This window comes from Streptomyces sp. NPDC054956 (assembly GCF_053609185.1).
Genome location: NZ_JBSGXB010000161.1, coordinates 1 through 16,964 on the forward strand (window position 1 = coordinate 1; position 16,964 = coordinate 16,964).

Genomic DNA, 16,964 nt, shown 5'->3' on the forward strand with positions numbered 1-16,964 from the left:
CCGCACACCGCACGAGGTACGGGGAAGGGGGCGCACCCGCACCGGGCGCGCCCCCTTCCCCGCGCGACGACTACGCGCACCGCATGCGGACCGGTACGTGCCTCAGCGCGGGCCCCGGTCGAGGTCGAACTCCCCGTCCCTGGCCCCGAGTACGAACGCCTCCCACTCGGCGGCGGTGTAGCGCAGCACCGTGTCCCGGTCCAGCGAGGACCGCATCGCCACCGCCCCCTCGGGCAGCCGGGCGATCTCGACCCGCTCCTCGTCCGGGCTGGTACCGGGCGGGCCCTCCCACTCGACACCGCTGATGTCGAGCGCGTACAGCTCGTCCTTCTCCTGCTGAGTGCCCATGTGCGGCCTCTCCTTCGGTGGTGCGGTCGTTGCCGATTATCGGTGGTGGGCGGCCGCGCGCGGGAGGCTTTCCGGAACCCCCTCCGCGAACCCTCCCGCACCCCGGCCCCGCACCCCCGGCCCGCACCCCTCGCCCTACAGCCCCGGCATCCGCCCGATCTGCACCAGTGAGGTCCCGCGCTTGCGCGAGACGAACGAGGCCCGGCCCGGCGGCATCGGACGGGGCCGGACACCGCCCACCAGGTCGCCCTCGGACGGATCGCCCGACAGCACCAGGCCCTGCGCGCCCAGCTCCTTGATCCGCTGCATGAACGGCTCGTACAGCGCGCGCGAGGCACCCGCCGAGCCGCGCGCGATGACGAAGCGGACGCCCGTGTCCCGCGCGAACGGCAGGAACTCCACCAGCTGCGCCAGCGGATTGCCCTGGCTCGTGGCCACCAGGTCGAAGTCGTCGATGATGATGAACACGTCCGGGCCGGTCCACCAGCTGCGGTCGCGCAACTGCCGCGGAGTGACGTCCTGCGGGGGCTGGCGGCGCGCGAACACCCCGCCCAGCGCCTCCATGTGCATCTGCAGCGAGCTCGCCGTCGGCGCGTACTCCAGCAGGTGCTCCTCCGGCAGCGCCCCGAGCAGGCTCCGCCGGTAGTCCCCGACCACCAGCCGCGCCCGGTCCGGGGTGTAGCGCTCCGCGATCCGGTGGGCGATGAGCCGCAGCAGGTTCGTCCTGCCCGACTCGCTCTCGCCGAACACGAGGAGGAACGGGTCGGTCTCGAAGTCGACGAACACCGGCTCCAGGTCGGTCTCGTCGATGCCGATCGCGATCCCGCGCTCCGGGTGCTCGCCGCCCTTGGGCAGCCGGTCGAAGTGGAGCAGCCGCGGCAGCAGCCGTACGCCGGGGGCGGCCTCGCCCGCCCAGTTCCGCTGGACGGAGCCCACGAAGGCGGCCGTGGCCTCCGCGAGGTCCTCCGCCGCGTGCGAGCCGTCGATCCGCGGCAGCGCGCCCAGGAAGTGCAGCTTCTCCGGGACCTGGCCCCGGCCGGGCATGCCCGTCGGGACGTTCGCCGCGACCTTGCGGTCGAACTCGGAGTCCATGACGTCGCCGAGGCGCAGCTCCAGCCGGCCGAGCAGCTGGTCCTTCAGCGCCGCCCGGACCTCCATGTACCGGGAGACCGTGATCACCACGTGGATGCCGTACCCCAGGCCCCGGGCCGCGATGTCCGTGACGATCTGCTCCAGGGCCTCGTACTCGCCCCGGAAGGCGCCCCAGCCGTCGACGACCAGGAAGACGTCGCCCCAGGCCTCGCCGGGCAGTTCGCCCGCCGCGCGCCGGCGCCGGTAGGTGCCGATCGAGTCGATGCCGTGCGCGCGGAAGAACTCCTCGCGCCGGCGCAGCACCCCGAAGACCTCCGCGACCGTGCGCCGCACCCGCTCCGGGTCCAGCCGGGAGGCGATCCCGCCCACGTGCGGCAGGCCGGCGACCGACGACAGACCGCCGCCGCCGAAGTCCAGCCCGTAGAACTGCACCTCGCGCGGGGTGTGCGTCAGCGCGAACGAGGAGATCAGCGTCCGCATCAGCGTCGACTTGCCCGACCGGGGGCCGCCGACCACCATCATGTGGCCCGCCGCGCCGGAGAAGTCCCGGTACAGCACCTCGCGCCGCTGCTCGAACGGCTTGTCGACGAGCCCGAGCGGTACGACCAGCCCGCCCGGCCGCGTGTACCCCTCCGCGTGCAGCCCGCGCTCCGCCGAAGGAGCCAGCGCCGGCAGCAGCTGGTCCAGCGGCGGGGCCTGGTCGAGCGGCGGCAGCCACACCTGGTGCGCCGGCACGCCCTGCCCCTCCAGCCGCCCCACGATCACGTCCAGCACGGTGTCCGCGAGCGCGTCGTCCCCCTGCCCGGACCGCTCCGCCTCCTCAGCCCGCGCCGTCAGGTACGCCGGGTCCGCAGCCGCGTACACCACGGGCACCGGCGCCGCCGTGAACAGCACCGGCCGCCGCTCCACCGGGAACGCCCCGACCGACGGGTCCGGCCCGCCCGAGCGGTAGGTGCCCGATACGTACGCCGCCTTGAAGCGCGTCATCTCGTCCGTACCGGACTTCAGGTAGCCCGAACCGGGCACCGACGGCAGGTGGTAGGCGTCCGGCACGCCGATCGCGGTGCGCGACTCCGCCGCCGAGAAGGTCCGCAGACCGATCCGGTACGACAGGTACGTGTCCAGCCCGCGCAGCTTGCCCTCCTCCAGGCGCTGCGAGGCCAGCAGCAGGTGCACGCCCAGCGACCGCCCGATGCGGCCGATCTGGATGAACATGTCGATGAAGTCCGGCTTCGCGGTCAGCAGCTCGGAGAACTCGTCGATGACCAGCACCAGCGAGGCCAGCGGCTCCAGCGGAGCGCCTGCCGCGCGGGCCTTCTCGTAGTCGTGGACGTTCGCGTAGTTGCCCGCCGAGCGCAGCAGCTCCTGACGGCGCTGGAGTTCGCCGCGGATCGAGTCGCCCATGCGGTCCACGAGCGTGAGGTCGTCCGCCAGGTTGGTGATGACCGCCGCGACGTGCGGCAGCCGTCCCATCCCGGTGAAGGTCGCACCGCCCTTGAAGTCGGCGAGCACGAAGTTGAGCGTCTGCGAGGTGTGCGTGACCGCCAGCCCCAGCACCAGCGTGCGCAGCAGCTCCGACTTGCCCGAACCGGTCGCGCCCACGCACAGCCCGTGCGGGCCCATGCCCTCCTGCGCGGCCTCCTTCAGGTCCAGCATCACCGGGGAGCCGTCCTCGCCGACGCCGATCGGCACGCGCAGCCGCTCGCCGGCCGAACGCGGCCGCCAGGACCGGGACACGTCGACGGAAGCGGCGTCGCCCAGGTTCAGCAGGTCCGTGAAGTCCAGATCGGCCAGCAGCGGCTCGTCCTCGTCCCCGCCGCCCGTGCGCAGCGGCGCCAGCTGCCGGGCCAGTGCCTCCGCCGCCGGCAGCGACAGGGTGTCCGGTACGCCCTCGTAGGCGACGCCCGCACCCGACTCCAGCCGCAGCCGGCCCGGCCGCACCACGACCGACAGCCCGCCGCGCGCCTCGTCGAGCTCGCCCGCCACCACCTCGACGACGGTGACGCCCTGGAGCCCCTCGGCCGCCGCGAACACCGACTCCGCGGGCACCGGACCCCCGCGCGAACCGGAGTCCAGGACGAGCACCACGTGCGGCCGGTCCAGCACCGGGGCCCCCTCCCGGCCGAACCGCGGCCGCCCCTCCAGCCGGGAGCCCAGCAGCCCCTCCACCTCGCCGAGGTCGTCGCCGAACAGCCGCTTCGTGCCGGCCCCGTCGATCTGCCCCGGCAACTGGGTGTGCGGCAGCCACTTCACCCAGTCCCAGTCGCGGGCCGCACCCGGCGCGGCCACCACCGCCACCGTCAGGTCCTCGGGGGAGTGCAGCGTCGCCAGCTGCGCGATCAGCGCGCGTGCCGTACCGCGCGCCGACTGAGGCTCCCCGGACACCGTCACGTGGTAGAAGGCCCGCAACGACACCGCCACCGGCAGCCCCTCCAGCGAGGAGTGCACCTTCAGGAACCGCTGCATCGCGCCCGCCGTCAGCGGCTCCAGCTCCTCCACCGGCGCCGTGTCCGGAGCCACCAGCGGGGTCGCCAGGCGCTGCGCCCCCAGCCCCAGCCGGGCCTGCGCGAAGTCGGCGTCGCCGACCCGCCGCTCCCACAGCCGCGAGCCCTCGGCCACCACCGACCACAACTGCTCCGGAGCCGGGTGGAGGTACAGCTGGGCGTCGCGCTGGGCCCGCGCGGTCCGGCGCACCCGCCGGCGTGTCTGCGCCAGGTACTTGAGGTAGTCCCGGCGCGCATCGGCCATGTGCCCCTGGGTGCCGCGCCGGTGGCGCACCAGCTGGGCGACGAGCATCCCCACCGTCGACACCAGCATCAGCACGCCCATGATCCGCATGAACGAAGGGATGTCCGGCAGGAAGAAGAAGACGGCGGAGGAGCCCATCCCGAGCATCGGGAGCAACTGCGCCGACACGCTCTCCTGCTGCCCTCTCGGAAGCTCCGGCGGCGCCTCCAACCGCACTTCCTCCGAGGGAACTTCGGGCGGCAGCGACCGGGGCGGGCGCTTGACGACGATCTGGCTCACCGGAGCATCAATCCCTAGAAGACGGCGGGGACGTCGCAACCGGCGCCCTCAAGTCCCGGGCGCGAAGGGTGGGTTCCTCCGCAGGAGCGGCGATCCTACTGGCCGGAGGGCCCTCCTCACTCCCGCTACCGTGGCGCGCACGCCAGCCACACACCAACGGGGGACACCAGGTGAACACCGCCGAGGCGACCGGCTTCCGCAGGGTCACCGTCGTGGCCCCCGACAGCCGCACGGACGTCGCCCTCCCCGAGGACATCGCCGTCGCCGACATCTACCCCGAGCTGCTGCGCCTCACCGGCCAGACCCAGCCCGTCGGCGCCCCCACCGGCTTCCACCTCGTCCTGCGCTCCGGCACCGTCCTCGACGGCGCCCGCACCCTCGCCGCCCAGCAGGTCCTCGACGGCGAGGTGCTGAGCCTGCGCCCCTTCGCGGAGTCCCTGCCGCCCGCCGTCTTCGACGACGTCTCCGACGCCGTCGCCTGCGCCGTGGTGAACGACCGCCACCGCTGGAGCGAGGACATGCTGCGCGGCGCGGGCCTGACCGGCGCCGCCGTCCTCTTCGTCCTCCTCGGCCTCGTCCTCTGGTACGCCGACCCCGTCCTGCACGACACGCACGGGCTGCCCGCGGTCGTCGCCGGCTGCGTCGGCCTGCTCCTCACCGCCGCCGCCGGGGTGCGCGCCCGCGTCCACCGCGACCGCGGCTCCGCCGCGGCGCTCGGCCTCGCCGCCGTCCCGCACCTGCTGCTCGCCGGCGCCGGCATCGTCGCCCCCGCCGCGGGCCAGGGCCCCGGCCGGCTCCAGTTCCTCCTCGGCTGCGTCTGCGTGCTCGTCGCCTCGGCCGCCCTCGTCGCCCTCACCCCCGACGGCGACGCCCCCTTCGTCGCGGCCACCTTCCTCGCCGCCACCGGGACCCTGGCCGGCTTCACCGCCATCGCCGCCGACACCGGCGCGACCGGCGCCGCGGCCGTCTGCGCCCCCGTCGCCGTCGGCCTCGTCGGCTTCCTCCCCGGGCTCTCCGCCCGCTTCGCCCGGCTCCCCATCGGCTACGCGGCCCCGCAGAGCGCCGTGGCCGCGTACGAGACCCCGGACCGCTACGAGACCGACCCGTACGGTGAGCGCGAGCGGTCCGCCGCCGAGCGGGCCGAGCACGCAGAGCAGTACGACGCCGGCGCCCCGCTCGACGCCGAGGCCATCGCCGCCCGGGCCCGCCGCGGCCACGAGACGCTCCTCGGCCTCGTCGGCGGCTGCTCCGCGGTCGCCGTCGGCGCCGCCGCCGTCCTCGGCTTCTCCGACGACACCTGGGCCCGGCTCCTGGCCCTGGCCACCGGGCTCGCCATGCTGCTGCGCGCCCGGCTCTTCCGCTACACCTCCCAGGTCGCCTGCGCCCTGGTGGCCGGGTTCGCCGCCATCGCCCTGCTCGTCCTCGGCCTCGCCGCGCACCCCCCGGCCGCCCTGCGCCAGCAGCTCGACCTGTACGGCGACCGCACCGGCCTGGACGTCCGTACCATCTGGCTCTCCGCCGCCGTCGCCGCCGGCGCGGCCCTCCTCGCCGGAATTTCACTGGTCATTCCCCGCAGGGGTCTGTCACCCTTCTGGGGGCGGCTGCTCGACCTCACCGAGGCGGCGGTCCTGCTCAGCCTGGTCCCGCTGGCCCTGGCCGTGCTCGGCGTCTACGCCCGGGCCCGCGCTCTCACCAGCTGAGACGGGGCGGAGCGGCAGCCTGGTACGCTGTGTGACGGCCGTTTGTGTACGCGCCCTCGGATTCTTCTGGGGGCTGCGCTCAGCGGACCCCGCCTCCCGAGTTACGGAAGATCCCCAGAGAATTCGACCTGGGGCACTCGGTGGCTACGAAGACCTAAACGAGGAGTACGCGTGCCGCTCGACGCCGCTACGAAGAAGCAGATCATCAGCGAGTTCGGTGCCAAGGAGGGCGACACCGGCTCTCCCGAGGTCCAGGTCGCGATGCTGTCCCGCCGCATCTCGGACCTGACCGAGCACCTGAAGGCCCACAAGCACGACCACCACTCCCGTCGTGGTCTGCTGATCCTGGTCGGCCAGCGCCGCCGCCTTCTGCAGTACCTGGCCAAGAAGGACATCCAGCGCTTCCGTACGCTGGTCGAGCGCCTCGGCATCCGCCGCGGTGCGGCCGGCGCCAAGTAAAGACGCTGTGAAGGGAGCGGTTCCCACACTGATGGGGCCGCTCCCTTTGCTGTACGTGCGCGACGTACCGGACGCTTTGTAGTCTGGAAGCGCGTGACGTCTGAAGAAGACGTGCACAACTGAAGAGGAGGAGCGCCCTCCCTACGCCGCCGGTCCTCGGTAGTGGCACCCGGAACGCCCACGACGGGCTCGAACCCCGGATGCTTCGATCGAAGACCGGCCCGCACGCAAGGAGCGCTTCTCCGCAACCGTCCACCACCACACGGGTGGCGGACGGAGACGACGAAAATGGAGAAAACGCTAGTGGAGAACGAGACCCACTACGCCGAGGCCGTCATTGACAACGGTTCCTTCGGCACCCGCACCATCCGCTTCGAGACGGGCCGTCTGGCCCGCCAGGCCGCCGGCTCCGCCGTTGCCTACCTGGACGACGACACGATGGTGCTTTCCGCCACCACCGCGTCGAAGAAGCCCAAGGACCAGCTCGACTTCTTCCCCCTGACGGTCGACGTCGAGGAGCGGATGTACGCGGCCGGCAAGATCCCCGGCTCCTTCTTCCGCCGTGAGGGCCGCCCCTCCGAGGACGCGATCCTCACCTGTCGCCTGATCGACCGCCCGCTGCGCCCGTCCTTCAAGAAGGGCCTGCGCAACGAGATCCAGGTCGTCGCCACGATCATGGCGCTCAACCCCGACCACCTGTACGACGTCATCGCGATCAACGCCGCGTCCGCGTCCACCCAGCTGGCCGGTCTGCCCTTCTCCGGCCCGATCGGCGGCGTCCGCGTCGCGCTGATCCGCGGCCAGTGGGTCGCGTTCCCGACGCACACCGAGCTCGAGGACGCCGTCTTCGACATGGTCGTCGCGGGCCGCGCGCTCGAGGACGGCGACGTCGCGATCATGATGGTCGAGGCCGAGGCCACCGAGAAGACCATCGCCCTCGTCAAGGGCGGCGCCGAGGCGCCGACCGAGGAGATCGTCGCCGCGGGCCTCGAGGCCGCGAAGCCGTTCATCAAGGCCCTGTGCAAGGCCCAGTCGGACCTCGCCGCCAAGGCCGCGAAGCCCGAGGGCGAGTTCCCGGTCTTCCTGGACTACCAGGACGACGTGTACGAGGCCCTCTCGGCCGCCGTCAAGGGCGAGCTCTCCCAGGCGCTGACCATCGCGGGCAAGCAGGACCGCGAGGCCGAGCTGGACCGCGTCAAGGAGATCGCCGCCGAGAAGCTCCTCCCGGCCTTCGAAGGCCGCGAGAAGGAGATCTCCGCCGCGTACCGCAGCCTGACCAAGGCCCTGGTCCGCGAGCGCGTCATCAAGGACAAGGTCCGCATCGACGGCCGCGGCGTCACGGACATCCGTACGCTGGCTGCCGAGGTCGAGGCCATCCCGCGCGTGCACGGCTCGGCGCTGTTCGAGCGTGGCGAGACCCAGATCCTGGGCATCACCACCCTGAACATGCTCCGCATGGAGCAGCAGCTGGACACCCTCTCCCCGGTGACCCGCAAGCGCTACATGCACAACTACAACTTCCCGCCGTACTCCGTCGGCGAGACCGGCCGCGTCGGTTCGCCGAAGCGCCGCGAGATCGGCCACGGCGCGCTCGCCGAGCGCGCGATCGTGCCGGTCCTCCCGACCCGCGAGGAGTTCCCCTACGCGATCCGTCAGGTGTCCGAGGCCCTCGGCTCCAACGGTTCGACGTCGATGGGCTCGGTCTGCGCCTCCACCATGTCGCTGCTGAACGCCGGTGTGCCCCTCAAGGCCCCCGTCGCCGGTATCGCCATGGGCCTGATCTCCCAGGAGATCGACGGCAAGACCCACTACGTCGCCCTCACCGACATCCTCGGTGCGGAGGACGCCTTCGGCGACATGGACTTCAAGGTCGCCGGCACCAAGGAGTTCGTCACCGCGCTCCAGCTGGACACCAAGCTCGACGGCATCCCGGCCTCGGTCCTGGCCGCCGCCCTCAAGCAGGCCCGCGACGCCCGCCTCCACATCCTCGACGTGATGATGGAAGCGATCGACACGCCGGACGCCATGTCCCCGTTCGCCCCCCGGATCATCACCGTCAAGATCCCGGTGGACAAGATCGGTGAGGTCATCGGCCCCAAGGGCAAGATGATCAACCAGATCCAGGAGGACACCGGCGCCGAGATCACGATCGAGGACGACGGCACCATCTACATCGGTGCCTCCGACGGCCCGGCCGCCGAGGCCGCCCGCGCCACGATCAACCAGATCGCCAACCCGACCATGCCGGAGGTCGGCGAGCGTTACCTGGGTACGGTCGTCAAGACCACCACCTTCGGTGCCTTCGTCTCCCTCATGCCCGGCAAGGACGGCCTGCTGCACATCTCGCAGATCCGCAAGCTCGCCGGTGGCAAGCGCGTGGAGAACGTCGAGGACGTGCTCGCGGTCGGCACCAAGGTCCAGGTCGAGATCGCCGAGATCGACTCCCGCGGCAAGCTCTCCCTGGTCCCCGTGATCGACGGCGAGGCCGCCGGCGACGACGCTGACAAGGACGACTCCGACAAGTGACGTCGCGTAGTTCCCGTGTGACGGCCCGCCCCTCTTCGGAGGGGCGGGCCGTCGCCCGTACCCAAACAGTGCTCAAAGGCACGAACGGCATCGGCACCGTCCGGCGCACGGTCCTCCCCGGCGGACTGCGCGTCGTCACCGAGACCCTGCCGTCCGTACGCTCCGCCACCTTCGGGATCTGGGCCCACGTCGGCTCCCGGGACGAGACGCCTTCGCTGAACGGCGCCACGCACTACCTGGAGCACCTCCTCTTCAAGGGCACCGACAAGCGCAGCGCCCTCGACATCTCCTCCGCGATCGACGCGGTCGGCGGAGAGATGAACGCCTTCACGGCGAAGGAGTACACCTGCTATTACGCGCGGGTGCTCGACACCGACCTGCCGCTGGCGATCGACGTCGTGTGCGACATGCTCACCGGCTCGCTGATCCTCGAATCCGATGTCGACGCCGAACGCGGAGTCATCCTCGAAGAGATCGCGATGACCGAGGACGACCCGGGCGACATGGTCCACGACCTGTTCGCCCAGACGATGTACGGGGACACCCCGCTCGGGCGCCCCGTCCTCGGCACCGTCGACACGATCAACGCGCTCACCGCCGACCGGATCCGCCGCTTCTACAAGAAGCACTACGACCCCACCCACCTGGTCGTGGCCGCCGCGGGCAACGTCGACCACAACAAGGTCGTACGCCAGGTCCGCGCGGCCTTCGAGAAGGCCGGCTCCCTGACCCGCGCCGACGCCGAGCCGATCGGCCCGCGCACCGGCACCAAGCGGATCCGCACCTCCGGCCGCGTCGAGCTCGTCAACCGCAAGACCGAGCAGGCCCACGTGGTCCTCGGCATGCCGGGCCTGGCCCGCACCGACGAGCGCCGCTGGGCGCTGGGCGTACTGAACACCGCGCTCGGCGGAGGCATGTCCTCCCGCCTCTTCCAGGAGGTCCGCGAGAAGCGCGGCCTGGCCTACAGCGTGTACTCGTACACCTCGGGCTTCGCCGACACCGGCCTCTTCGGCGTCTACGCCGGGTGCCGCCCCAACCAGGTCCACGACGTACTGCGGATCTGCCGGGACGAGCTCGACAAGGTCGCCGGCGAAGGGCTCACCGACGAGGAGATCCGGCGGGCCGTCGGCCAGCTGTCCGGCTCCACCGTCCTCGGCCTGGAGGACACCGGCGCGATCATGAACCGCATCGGGAAGAGCGAGCTGTGCTGGGGCGACCAGATGTCGGTCGACGACATGCTGGCCCGGATCGCCGCCGTCACCCCGGACGACGTCCGCTCGGTCGCACAGGATGTACTGGCCCAGCGGCCCTCGCTCGCCGTGATCGGCCCGCTGAAGGAGAAGCAGGCGGCCCGTCTCGACGAAGCGGTCGCCTGAGCGGGCCCCGAGACCGCTCCGTTCCCGTACGCACGTAAGGAAGCAAGCAATATGAGCAAGCTGCGCGTGGCAGTCCTCGGCGCCCAGGGCCGCATCGGCTCCGAGGCGGTCAGGGCCGTCCAGGCCGCCGAGGACATGGAGCTGGTGGCCGCCCTCGGCCGCGGCGACAAGCTGGAGACGCTGGCCGAGGCCGGCGCCCAGGTCGCGGTCGAGCTGACCACCCCGGCCTCCGTGATGGACAACCTGGAGTTCCTCGTCCGCCACGGGATCCACTCAGTGGTCGGCACCACCGGCTGGACCGAGGACCGCCTCGCCCAGCTGAACACCTGGCTCGCCGCCTCCCCGGCGACGGGCGTGCTCATCGCCCCGAACTTCTCCATCGGCGCCGTCCTCACGATGAAGTTCGCCGCCCAGGCCGCCCGGTACTTCGAGTCCGTCGAGGTCGTCGAGCTGCACCACCCCAACAAGGTCGACGCCCCCTCCGGCACGGCGACCCGTACGGCGCAGCTCATCGCGGCCGCCCGCGCCGAGGCCGGCCTCGGCGCGCAGCCCGACGCCACCGCCACCGCCCTCGACGGCGCGCGCGGCGCGGACGTCGACGGCGTCCCGGTGCACGCGATCCGCCTGCGCGGACTCCTCGCCCACCAGGAGGTCCTCCTCGGCGGCGAGGGCGAGACCCTGACCATCCGTCACGACTCCCTGCACCACAGCAGCTTCATGCCGGGCATCCTGCTCGGCGCGCGCCGCGTGACGCAGACCCCGGGCCTCACCTTCGGCCTGGAAAACTTCCTCGAACTCGGCTGACGAGCTAGGCAGCGGAACCATGCGCGCGAAGATCACCTACTTCATCACGGCCGCCGTCCTGGCCGTCTACTTCGTCCTGGCCGGCGGCCGGGGCCTGATGCTGATCCGGCTCGGGACCCCGATCACCGTCCCGTTCGGGCTGGCCGTGCTGATCCTGCCGGTCATCGGCGTCTGGTTCCTCTGGAAGAACACCCGGTTCGTCACCAGGGCCCACCAGCTCGCGGCCGAGCTGGAGGCCGAGGGCGGACTGCCCGTGGACGAGCTCGAGCGGGACACGTACGGCCGGATCCTGCGGGATTCCGCCGACGAGGTCTTCGCGCGCCGCAAGGCCGAGACCGAGGACGCGCCGGGGGACTGGCGCAGCTGGTTCCGCCTCGCGGTCGCCTACCACGACGCCCGCGACACCCCGCGGGCGCGCAAGGCCATGCAGCGGGCGATCTCCCTGCACGACGTCCCGGCCCCATGAGCGAAGCCCGTACGGGAAGTGTTCCCGTACGGGCTCTGCGGGCGATCGCGACGGATCAGGCGGGCACGGCCCGGTACTCGGCGGCCCAGGCCTCGACCGAGTCGGCGGCCCGGTCGAACGCCTCGGTCCGCGACAGGAAGTCGGCGTTGTGGTCGGTCAGCAGCACCGGCAGCGCGGCCCCGCCGCGCGCGGCCACCGTCAGGGCCTGACCCTGCACGGTCCTCGGCAGTCCGAGCCAGCGCACGGGCTGCTGCACCGTGCGCACTTCGGCGACCTGGCTCCACGGGATCGAGCGGGTCCCGAAGAACCCCACCCTGCGGAGCCCCTTGCGGCTCACCCAGACGCCCGTGCGCAGCAACCGCAACGCGGTCCCGACCACGGCCAGCGAGGCGGCCAGAGCGCCCAGGGCGCCGGTCCAGGTGCCCGCCGCGGTGATGATGACCGTGGCGAACAGCATGAAGGAACCGAGCAGGAGCAGCAGCGCCGCGATGGCGACCCGCCAGGGGCCCGGGCGGTAGGGGCGCCGCCAGCGGTCGTGGTCCTCGTGGGGGAGGGTCTCCCCGGTGTCGTGCGCGTCGAATGCGCCGTCGGCCGTCAGGAAGGGCAGGGGCACGGCAGGACCTCACTCACATGCACGTTCGGTTGGGCTGTGCCCGTGAGGCTACCGCCCCTCGGAGGCCTCCGACTGCTGCGACTTCGCCGGTGCCTGGTTCGGCTGCAGTGCGGGCATCCCGAAGAGCAGCGAGCCGACGAGCCCCGCCACGACGGTCAGTCCGACCAGACTACGGGCGGCGATCTGGGTCTTGCTCAGGCTCTCGGGCGGCGGTGGAGTGACGTTACTGCGAAAACGGTCGGCCTCGGCGACGAAGGCGAACGGGACGGGTTCGCGCCGGCGGAACATGGAGAGACTCTCCTGACGGTCGGGCCCGGGGGGCGATGGGGTTGCGGGACGGGGGCTGGCGTTCTACTACGTAGGACGCGCAGAAGCCCCGATCGGTGCCGGATTTCGGGACATTAACCAAATTTTATGGCGCCGCGTCAGATGAACCGGCCACGGACCGGGTCGGCACGGGGCTGCTCGGATCGGTCCGCGGACCGCCGTAGAGTGGGCGCCGCCCCAAGTGAGACCCGTTCGGAAGGACCCCTCGGTGAGCGAGACCGCCGCTTCAGACCTGAAACCCACGTTCCGCAGCGATGTGACGGTGGAGCTGGTGAAGCACTCCGCCGCCGACTCCGACGTCCTGTGGGCCGCCCGTGTGTCCACGGCCGGCGAACAGTCGCTCGAGGAACTGCAGAAGGACCCGGAGCGCTCCAAGGGCCTCATCAACTACCTGATGCGCGACCGCCACGGCAGCCCCTTCGAGCACAACTCGATGACCTTCTTCATCAGCGCCCCGATCTTCGTGTTCCGCGAGTTCATGCGCCACCGCGTGGGCTGGTCCTACAACGAGGAATCGGGCCGCTACAGGGAGCTGGAGCCGGTCTTCTACGTCCCGGACGCCGAGCGCAAGCTGGTCCAGGAGGGCCGCCCCGGCAAGTACGTCTTCGTCGAGGGCACCGAGGCCCAGCAGGAGCTGACGGGCCGGGTCATGGAGGACTCGTACCGCCAGGCCTACGAGGCCTACCAGGAGATGCTGGCGGCGGGCGTGGCCCGCGAGGTTGCCCGTTCGGTCCTGCCGGTCGGTCTTTTCTCCTCGATGTACGCCACGTGCAACGCGCGCTCGCTCATGCACTTCCTCGGCCTGCGCACCCAGCACGAGCTGGCGGCGGTCCCGTCCTTCCCGCAGCGGGAGATCGAGATGGTCGGCGAGAAGATGGAGCAGCAGTGGGCGGCTCTCATGCCGCTCACGTACGCCGCCTTCAACGGCAACGGCCGCGTCGCCCCGTAAGGCCGGAAGGGCCGGACCGCACAGATGTGCGGGCCAAGTCCGAAGTGTCCGTATTGCGGCGTTTCGTAAAGTTCATCTAGGCTGATCAAACGGACCCGGCACTGCTTGAACCCCCGAGCAGGCAGTGCCGGGCTCCAACACACTCATCACGTCCCCCGAGGGGACACCGCGAGCATGGCAGCGAGTAGCGTGTTACCCATGGCTCCGATCTCGACTCCGCAGACCCCCTTCGGGCGGGTCCTCACCGCCATGATCACGCCGTTTACGGCGGATGGCGCACTTGACCTCGACGGCGCGCAGCAGCTCGCCGTCCACTTGGTGGACGCAGGCAACGACGGCCTGATCATCAACGGCACCACCGGTGAGTCGCCGACCACCACCGACGCGGAGAAAAACGACCTCGTACGAGCCGTACTCGAAGCGGTCGGGGACCGGGCCCACGTGGTCGCCGGCATCGGCACCAACGACACCCGCCACACCCTCGAGCTCGCCCGCCAGGCCGAGCGCACCGGCGCGCACGGCCTGCTCGCGGTCACCCCGTACTACAGCAAGCCGCCGCAGGAGGGCCTCTTCCGGCACTTCACGGCGATCGCCGACGCCACCGAGCTGCCGGTCATGCTCTACGACATCCCCGGCCGCAGCGGTGTCCCGATCAACACGGAAACCCTCGTCCGGCTGGCCGAGCACCCCCGTATCGTTGCCAACAAGGACGCCAAGGGCGACCTCGGCCGCGCCAGCTGGGCCATCGCCCAGAGCGGCCTGGCCTGGTACTCGGGCGACGACATGCTGAACCTGCCGCTCCTCTCGGTCGGCGCGGTCGGCTTCGTCTCCGTGGTCGGCCACGTGGTCACCCCCGAGCTCCGCGCCATGCTCGAGGCCCACCTGGGCGGCGACGTCCAGAAGGCCACCGAGATCCACCAGAAGCTGCTCCCCGTCTTCACCGGCATGTTCCGCACCCAGGGCGTGATCACGACCAAGGGCGCGCTGAACCTGCAGGGCCTGCCCGCGGGCCCGCTGCGGCTCCCGCTGGTCGAGCTGACCGCCGAAGAGACGGCGCAGCTCAAGATCGATCTTGCCCGCGGCGGGGTACAGCTCTGACACCAGACTTCACAACTGAATAAGCGGAACCACACAAGACAAAGCAAGTGCACGAATGACATGCGCGCCACGTGCCTCGACGGGTACGTGGCGCGCGTGGTGAAGGAGAACCTTTTGAGCCATCCGCATCCTGAACTCGGTCCGCCGCCGAAGCTCCCCAAGGGCGGCCTTCGGGTCACCCCCCTGGGCGGTCTCGGTGAGATCGGCCGCAACATGACCGTCTTCGAGTTCGACGGCCGTCTGCTGATCGTCGACTGCGGCGTCCTCTTCCCCGAAGAGGAGCAGCCGGGCATCGACCTGATCCTGCCGGACTTCTCGTCCATCCGGGATCGCCTCGACGACATCGAGGGCATCGTCCTCACGCACGGTCACGAAGACCACATCGGCGCCGTCCCGTACCTCCTCCGGGAGAAGCCGGACATCCCGCTGATCGGCTCCAAGCTGACGCTGGCCCTCATCGAGGCGAAGCTCCAGGAGCACCGCATCCGCCCCTACACCCTCGAGGTGAAGGAAGGCGAGCGCGAGAACCTCGGCCCCTTCGACTGCGAGTTCATCGCGGTCAACCACTCCATCCCGGACGCCCTGGCCGTGGCCATCCGCACCGGCGCCGGCATGGTCGTCTGCACCGGCGACTTCAAGATGGACCAGCTGCCGCTGGACAAGCGCCTCACCGACCTGCACGCCTTCGCGCGTCTGAGCGAAGAGGGCATCGACCTCCTTCTCTCGGACTCGACGAACGCCGAGGTCCCGGGCTTCGTCCCGCCCGAGCGCGAGATCTCCAACGTCCTGCGCACGGTCTTCGCGAACGCCAGCAACCGGATCATCGTGGCGAGCTTCGCCAGCCACGTGCACCGCATCCAGCAGATCCTCGACGCCGCCCACGAGTACGGACGCAGGGTCGCCTTCGTCGGCCGTTCGATGGTCCGCAACATGGGCATCGCCCGCGACCTGGGCTACCTGAAGGTCCCGGCCGGTCTCGTCGTGGACGTCAAGACCCTCGACGACCTGCCGGCCCACGAGGTCGTCCTGGTCTGTACGGGTTCCCAGGGCGAGCCGATGGCGGCCCTGTCCCGCATGGCCAACCGCGACCACCAGATCCGGATCGTCCCCGGCGACACCGTGATCCTGGCGTCGTCCCTGATCCCGGGCAACGAGAACGCGGTCTACCGCGTGATCAACGGCCTGACCCGCTGGGGCGCCAACGTCGTGCACAAGGGCAACGCCAAGGTGCACGTCTCGGGCCACGCCTCCGCCGGCGAGCTGCTGTACTTCTACAACATCTGCAAGCCGCGGAACCTCATGCCGGTCCACGGCGAATGGCGCCACCTGCGCGCCAACGCCGAGCTCGGCGCCCTGACGGGCGTACCGAAGGACCGCATCGTCATCGCGGAGGACGGCGTCGTCGTCGACCTCATCGACGGCAAGGCGCGGATCTCCGGCAAGGTCCAGGCCGGCTACGTCTACGTGGACGGCCTCTCGGTCGGCGACGTGACGGAGGTCCACCTCAAGGACCGCAAGATCCTCGGCGACGAGGGCATCATCTCGGTCTACGTCGTGGTGGACAGCACCACGGGCAAGGTCGTCAGCGGCCCGAACATCCAGGCCCGCGGCTCCGGCATCGACGACTCGGCGTTCGCGTCCGTCCTGCCGAAGATCGAGGAGGCCATCGCCCGCGCGGCGGCCGACGGCGTCGCCGAGCCGCACCAGATCCAGCAGCTCATCCGCCGCACGATGGGCAAGTGGGTCTCGGACGGCTACCGCCGCCGCCCGATGATCCTCCCGGTCGTCGTCGAGGTCTGACCCTCGCCGTAGCGATCTCACCGGAGCGGGGCAACCGGATTTGCATCCGGGGGCCCCGCTCCAGTACGTTTACGTCTCCACCTCGCACGACGCCCGTGCACACACGTGTGCCCGGACGGTTCGGTGCGGGCGGGTGGGAATCCGGACCGGGGAAACCTGATATGGTCTGGCTCGCCCGAAAGGGAATGGCTCTCCAATGGCCATCCAATTCAAATCCAAGCCGGATAGGCGCGGAAATGATCTGGTAGAGTTGGAATCGCCGGAAAGGGAAACGCGAAAGCGAGGAACTGGAAAGCGAAACCCGCTTCGACCGGGAATCGGACACGAAAGAGTCTGATAGAGTCGGAGACACAAGAACGAAGGAAGCGCCCGGAGGAAA

At 70.9% G+C, this 16,964-nt stretch carries 13 protein-coding genes; 9 read left to right on the plus strand and 4 right to left on the minus strand.

The window, feature by feature from the left end; genetic code table 11:
- Nucleotides 1–102: 102 nt before the first annotated feature.
- A complete protein-coding gene (locus ACWGDE_RS23510) occupies nucleotides 103–348 on the minus strand; it encodes a DUF397 domain-containing protein (RefSeq protein ID WP_030303613.1) in 246 nt (81 codons plus the stop codon).
- A 135-nt stretch (nucleotides 349–483) separates the two neighbouring features.
- Complete coding sequence (gene eccCa / locus ACWGDE_RS23515; protein ID WP_453390976.1) at nucleotides 484–4,467, minus strand: type VII secretion protein EccCa; 3,984 nt, start codon at nucleotides 4,465–4,467, stop codon at nucleotides 484–486.
- A gap of 170 nt (nucleotides 4,468–4,637) precedes the next feature.
- Between eccCa and eccD the strand changes: the two genes are divergently transcribed.
- From eccD to ACWGDE_RS23545, 6 genes are all read left to right on the plus strand, one after another.
- Nucleotides 4,638–6,167, plus strand: a complete 1,530-nt coding sequence (gene eccD / locus ACWGDE_RS23520) for a type VII secretion integral membrane protein EccD (protein WP_453390977.1) — start codon at nucleotides 4,638–4,640, stop codon at nucleotides 6,165–6,167.
- Between the two features lie 171 nt (nucleotides 6,168–6,338).
- Nucleotides 6,339–6,626 carry a 30S ribosomal protein S15 gene (gene rpsO, locus ACWGDE_RS23525; RefSeq protein ID WP_365917403.1) on the plus strand — a complete coding sequence of 96 codons (288 nt, stop codon included), beginning with the start codon at nucleotides 6,339–6,341 and terminating at the stop codon, nucleotides 6,624–6,626.
- 303 nt (nucleotides 6,627–6,929) lie between these two features.
- Nucleotides 6,930–9,152 (plus strand): polyribonucleotide nucleotidyltransferase, encoded by a 2,223-nt coding sequence (locus ACWGDE_RS23530; RefSeq protein ID WP_453390984.1) that lies wholly within the window; start codon nucleotides 6,930–6,932, stop codon nucleotides 9,150–9,152.
- The gene (locus tag ACWGDE_RS23535) at nucleotides 9,149–10,528 is read left to right on the plus strand and encodes a M16 family metallopeptidase (protein ID WP_453390978.1); all 1,380 of its coding nucleotides are present in this window, start codon (nucleotides 9,149–9,151) and stop codon (nucleotides 10,526–10,528) included. The genes ACWGDE_RS23530 and ACWGDE_RS23535 overlap by 4 nt, the downstream gene beginning before the upstream one ends.
- A 51-nt stretch (nucleotides 10,529–10,579) precedes the next feature.
- Nucleotides 10,580–11,332: a 4-hydroxy-tetrahydrodipicolinate reductase gene (gene dapB, locus ACWGDE_RS23540; protein WP_453390979.1), complete on the plus strand. Its 753-nt coding sequence runs from the start codon at nucleotides 10,580–10,582 to the stop codon at nucleotides 11,330–11,332.
- Between the two features lie 19 nt (nucleotides 11,333–11,351).
- Nucleotides 11,352–11,798 (plus strand): hypothetical protein, encoded by a 447-nt coding sequence (locus ACWGDE_RS23545; protein WP_453390980.1) that lies wholly within the window; start codon nucleotides 11,352–11,354, stop codon nucleotides 11,796–11,798.
- A 55-nt stretch (nucleotides 11,799–11,853) separates the two neighbouring features.
- On the opposite strand, the gene ACWGDE_RS23550 is transcribed toward ACWGDE_RS23545, so the two are convergent.
- Nucleotides 11,854–12,411 (minus strand): PH domain-containing protein, encoded by a 558-nt coding sequence (locus ACWGDE_RS23550; protein WP_453390981.1) that lies wholly within the window; start codon nucleotides 12,409–12,411, stop codon nucleotides 11,854–11,856.
- 48 nt (nucleotides 12,412–12,459) lie between these two features.
- Nucleotides 12,460–12,699, minus strand: coding sequence for a hypothetical protein (locus tag ACWGDE_RS23555; RefSeq protein ID WP_112451804.1), 240 nt, complete (start codon nucleotides 12,697–12,699; stop codon nucleotides 12,460–12,462).
- A 247-nt stretch (nucleotides 12,700–12,946) separates the two neighbouring features.
- Here ACWGDE_RS23555 and thyX point away from each other — a divergent pair, with 247 nt between their 5' ends.
- The 3 genes from thyX to ACWGDE_RS23570 all read left to right on the plus strand — a co-directional run bounded on the left by thyX (nucleotide 12,947) and on the right by ACWGDE_RS23570 (nucleotide 16,585).
- Complete coding sequence (thyX, locus tag ACWGDE_RS23560; RefSeq protein WP_453390982.1) at nucleotides 12,947–13,687, plus strand: FAD-dependent thymidylate synthase; 741 nt, start codon at nucleotides 12,947–12,949, stop codon at nucleotides 13,685–13,687.
- A 198-nt stretch (nucleotides 13,688–13,885) separates the two neighbouring features.
- Nucleotides 13,886–14,785: a 4-hydroxy-tetrahydrodipicolinate synthase gene (dapA, locus tag ACWGDE_RS23565; protein ID WP_453390983.1), complete on the plus strand. Its 900-nt coding sequence runs from the start codon at nucleotides 13,886–13,888 to the stop codon at nucleotides 14,783–14,785.
- 114 nt (nucleotides 14,786–14,899) lie between these two features.
- On the plus strand, nucleotides 14,900–16,585 hold the full coding sequence (locus ACWGDE_RS23570) for a ribonuclease J (protein ID WP_453390985.1): 1,686 nt from the start codon (nucleotides 14,900–14,902) through the stop codon (nucleotides 16,583–16,585).
- Nucleotides 16,586–16,964: the final 379 nt, after the last annotated feature.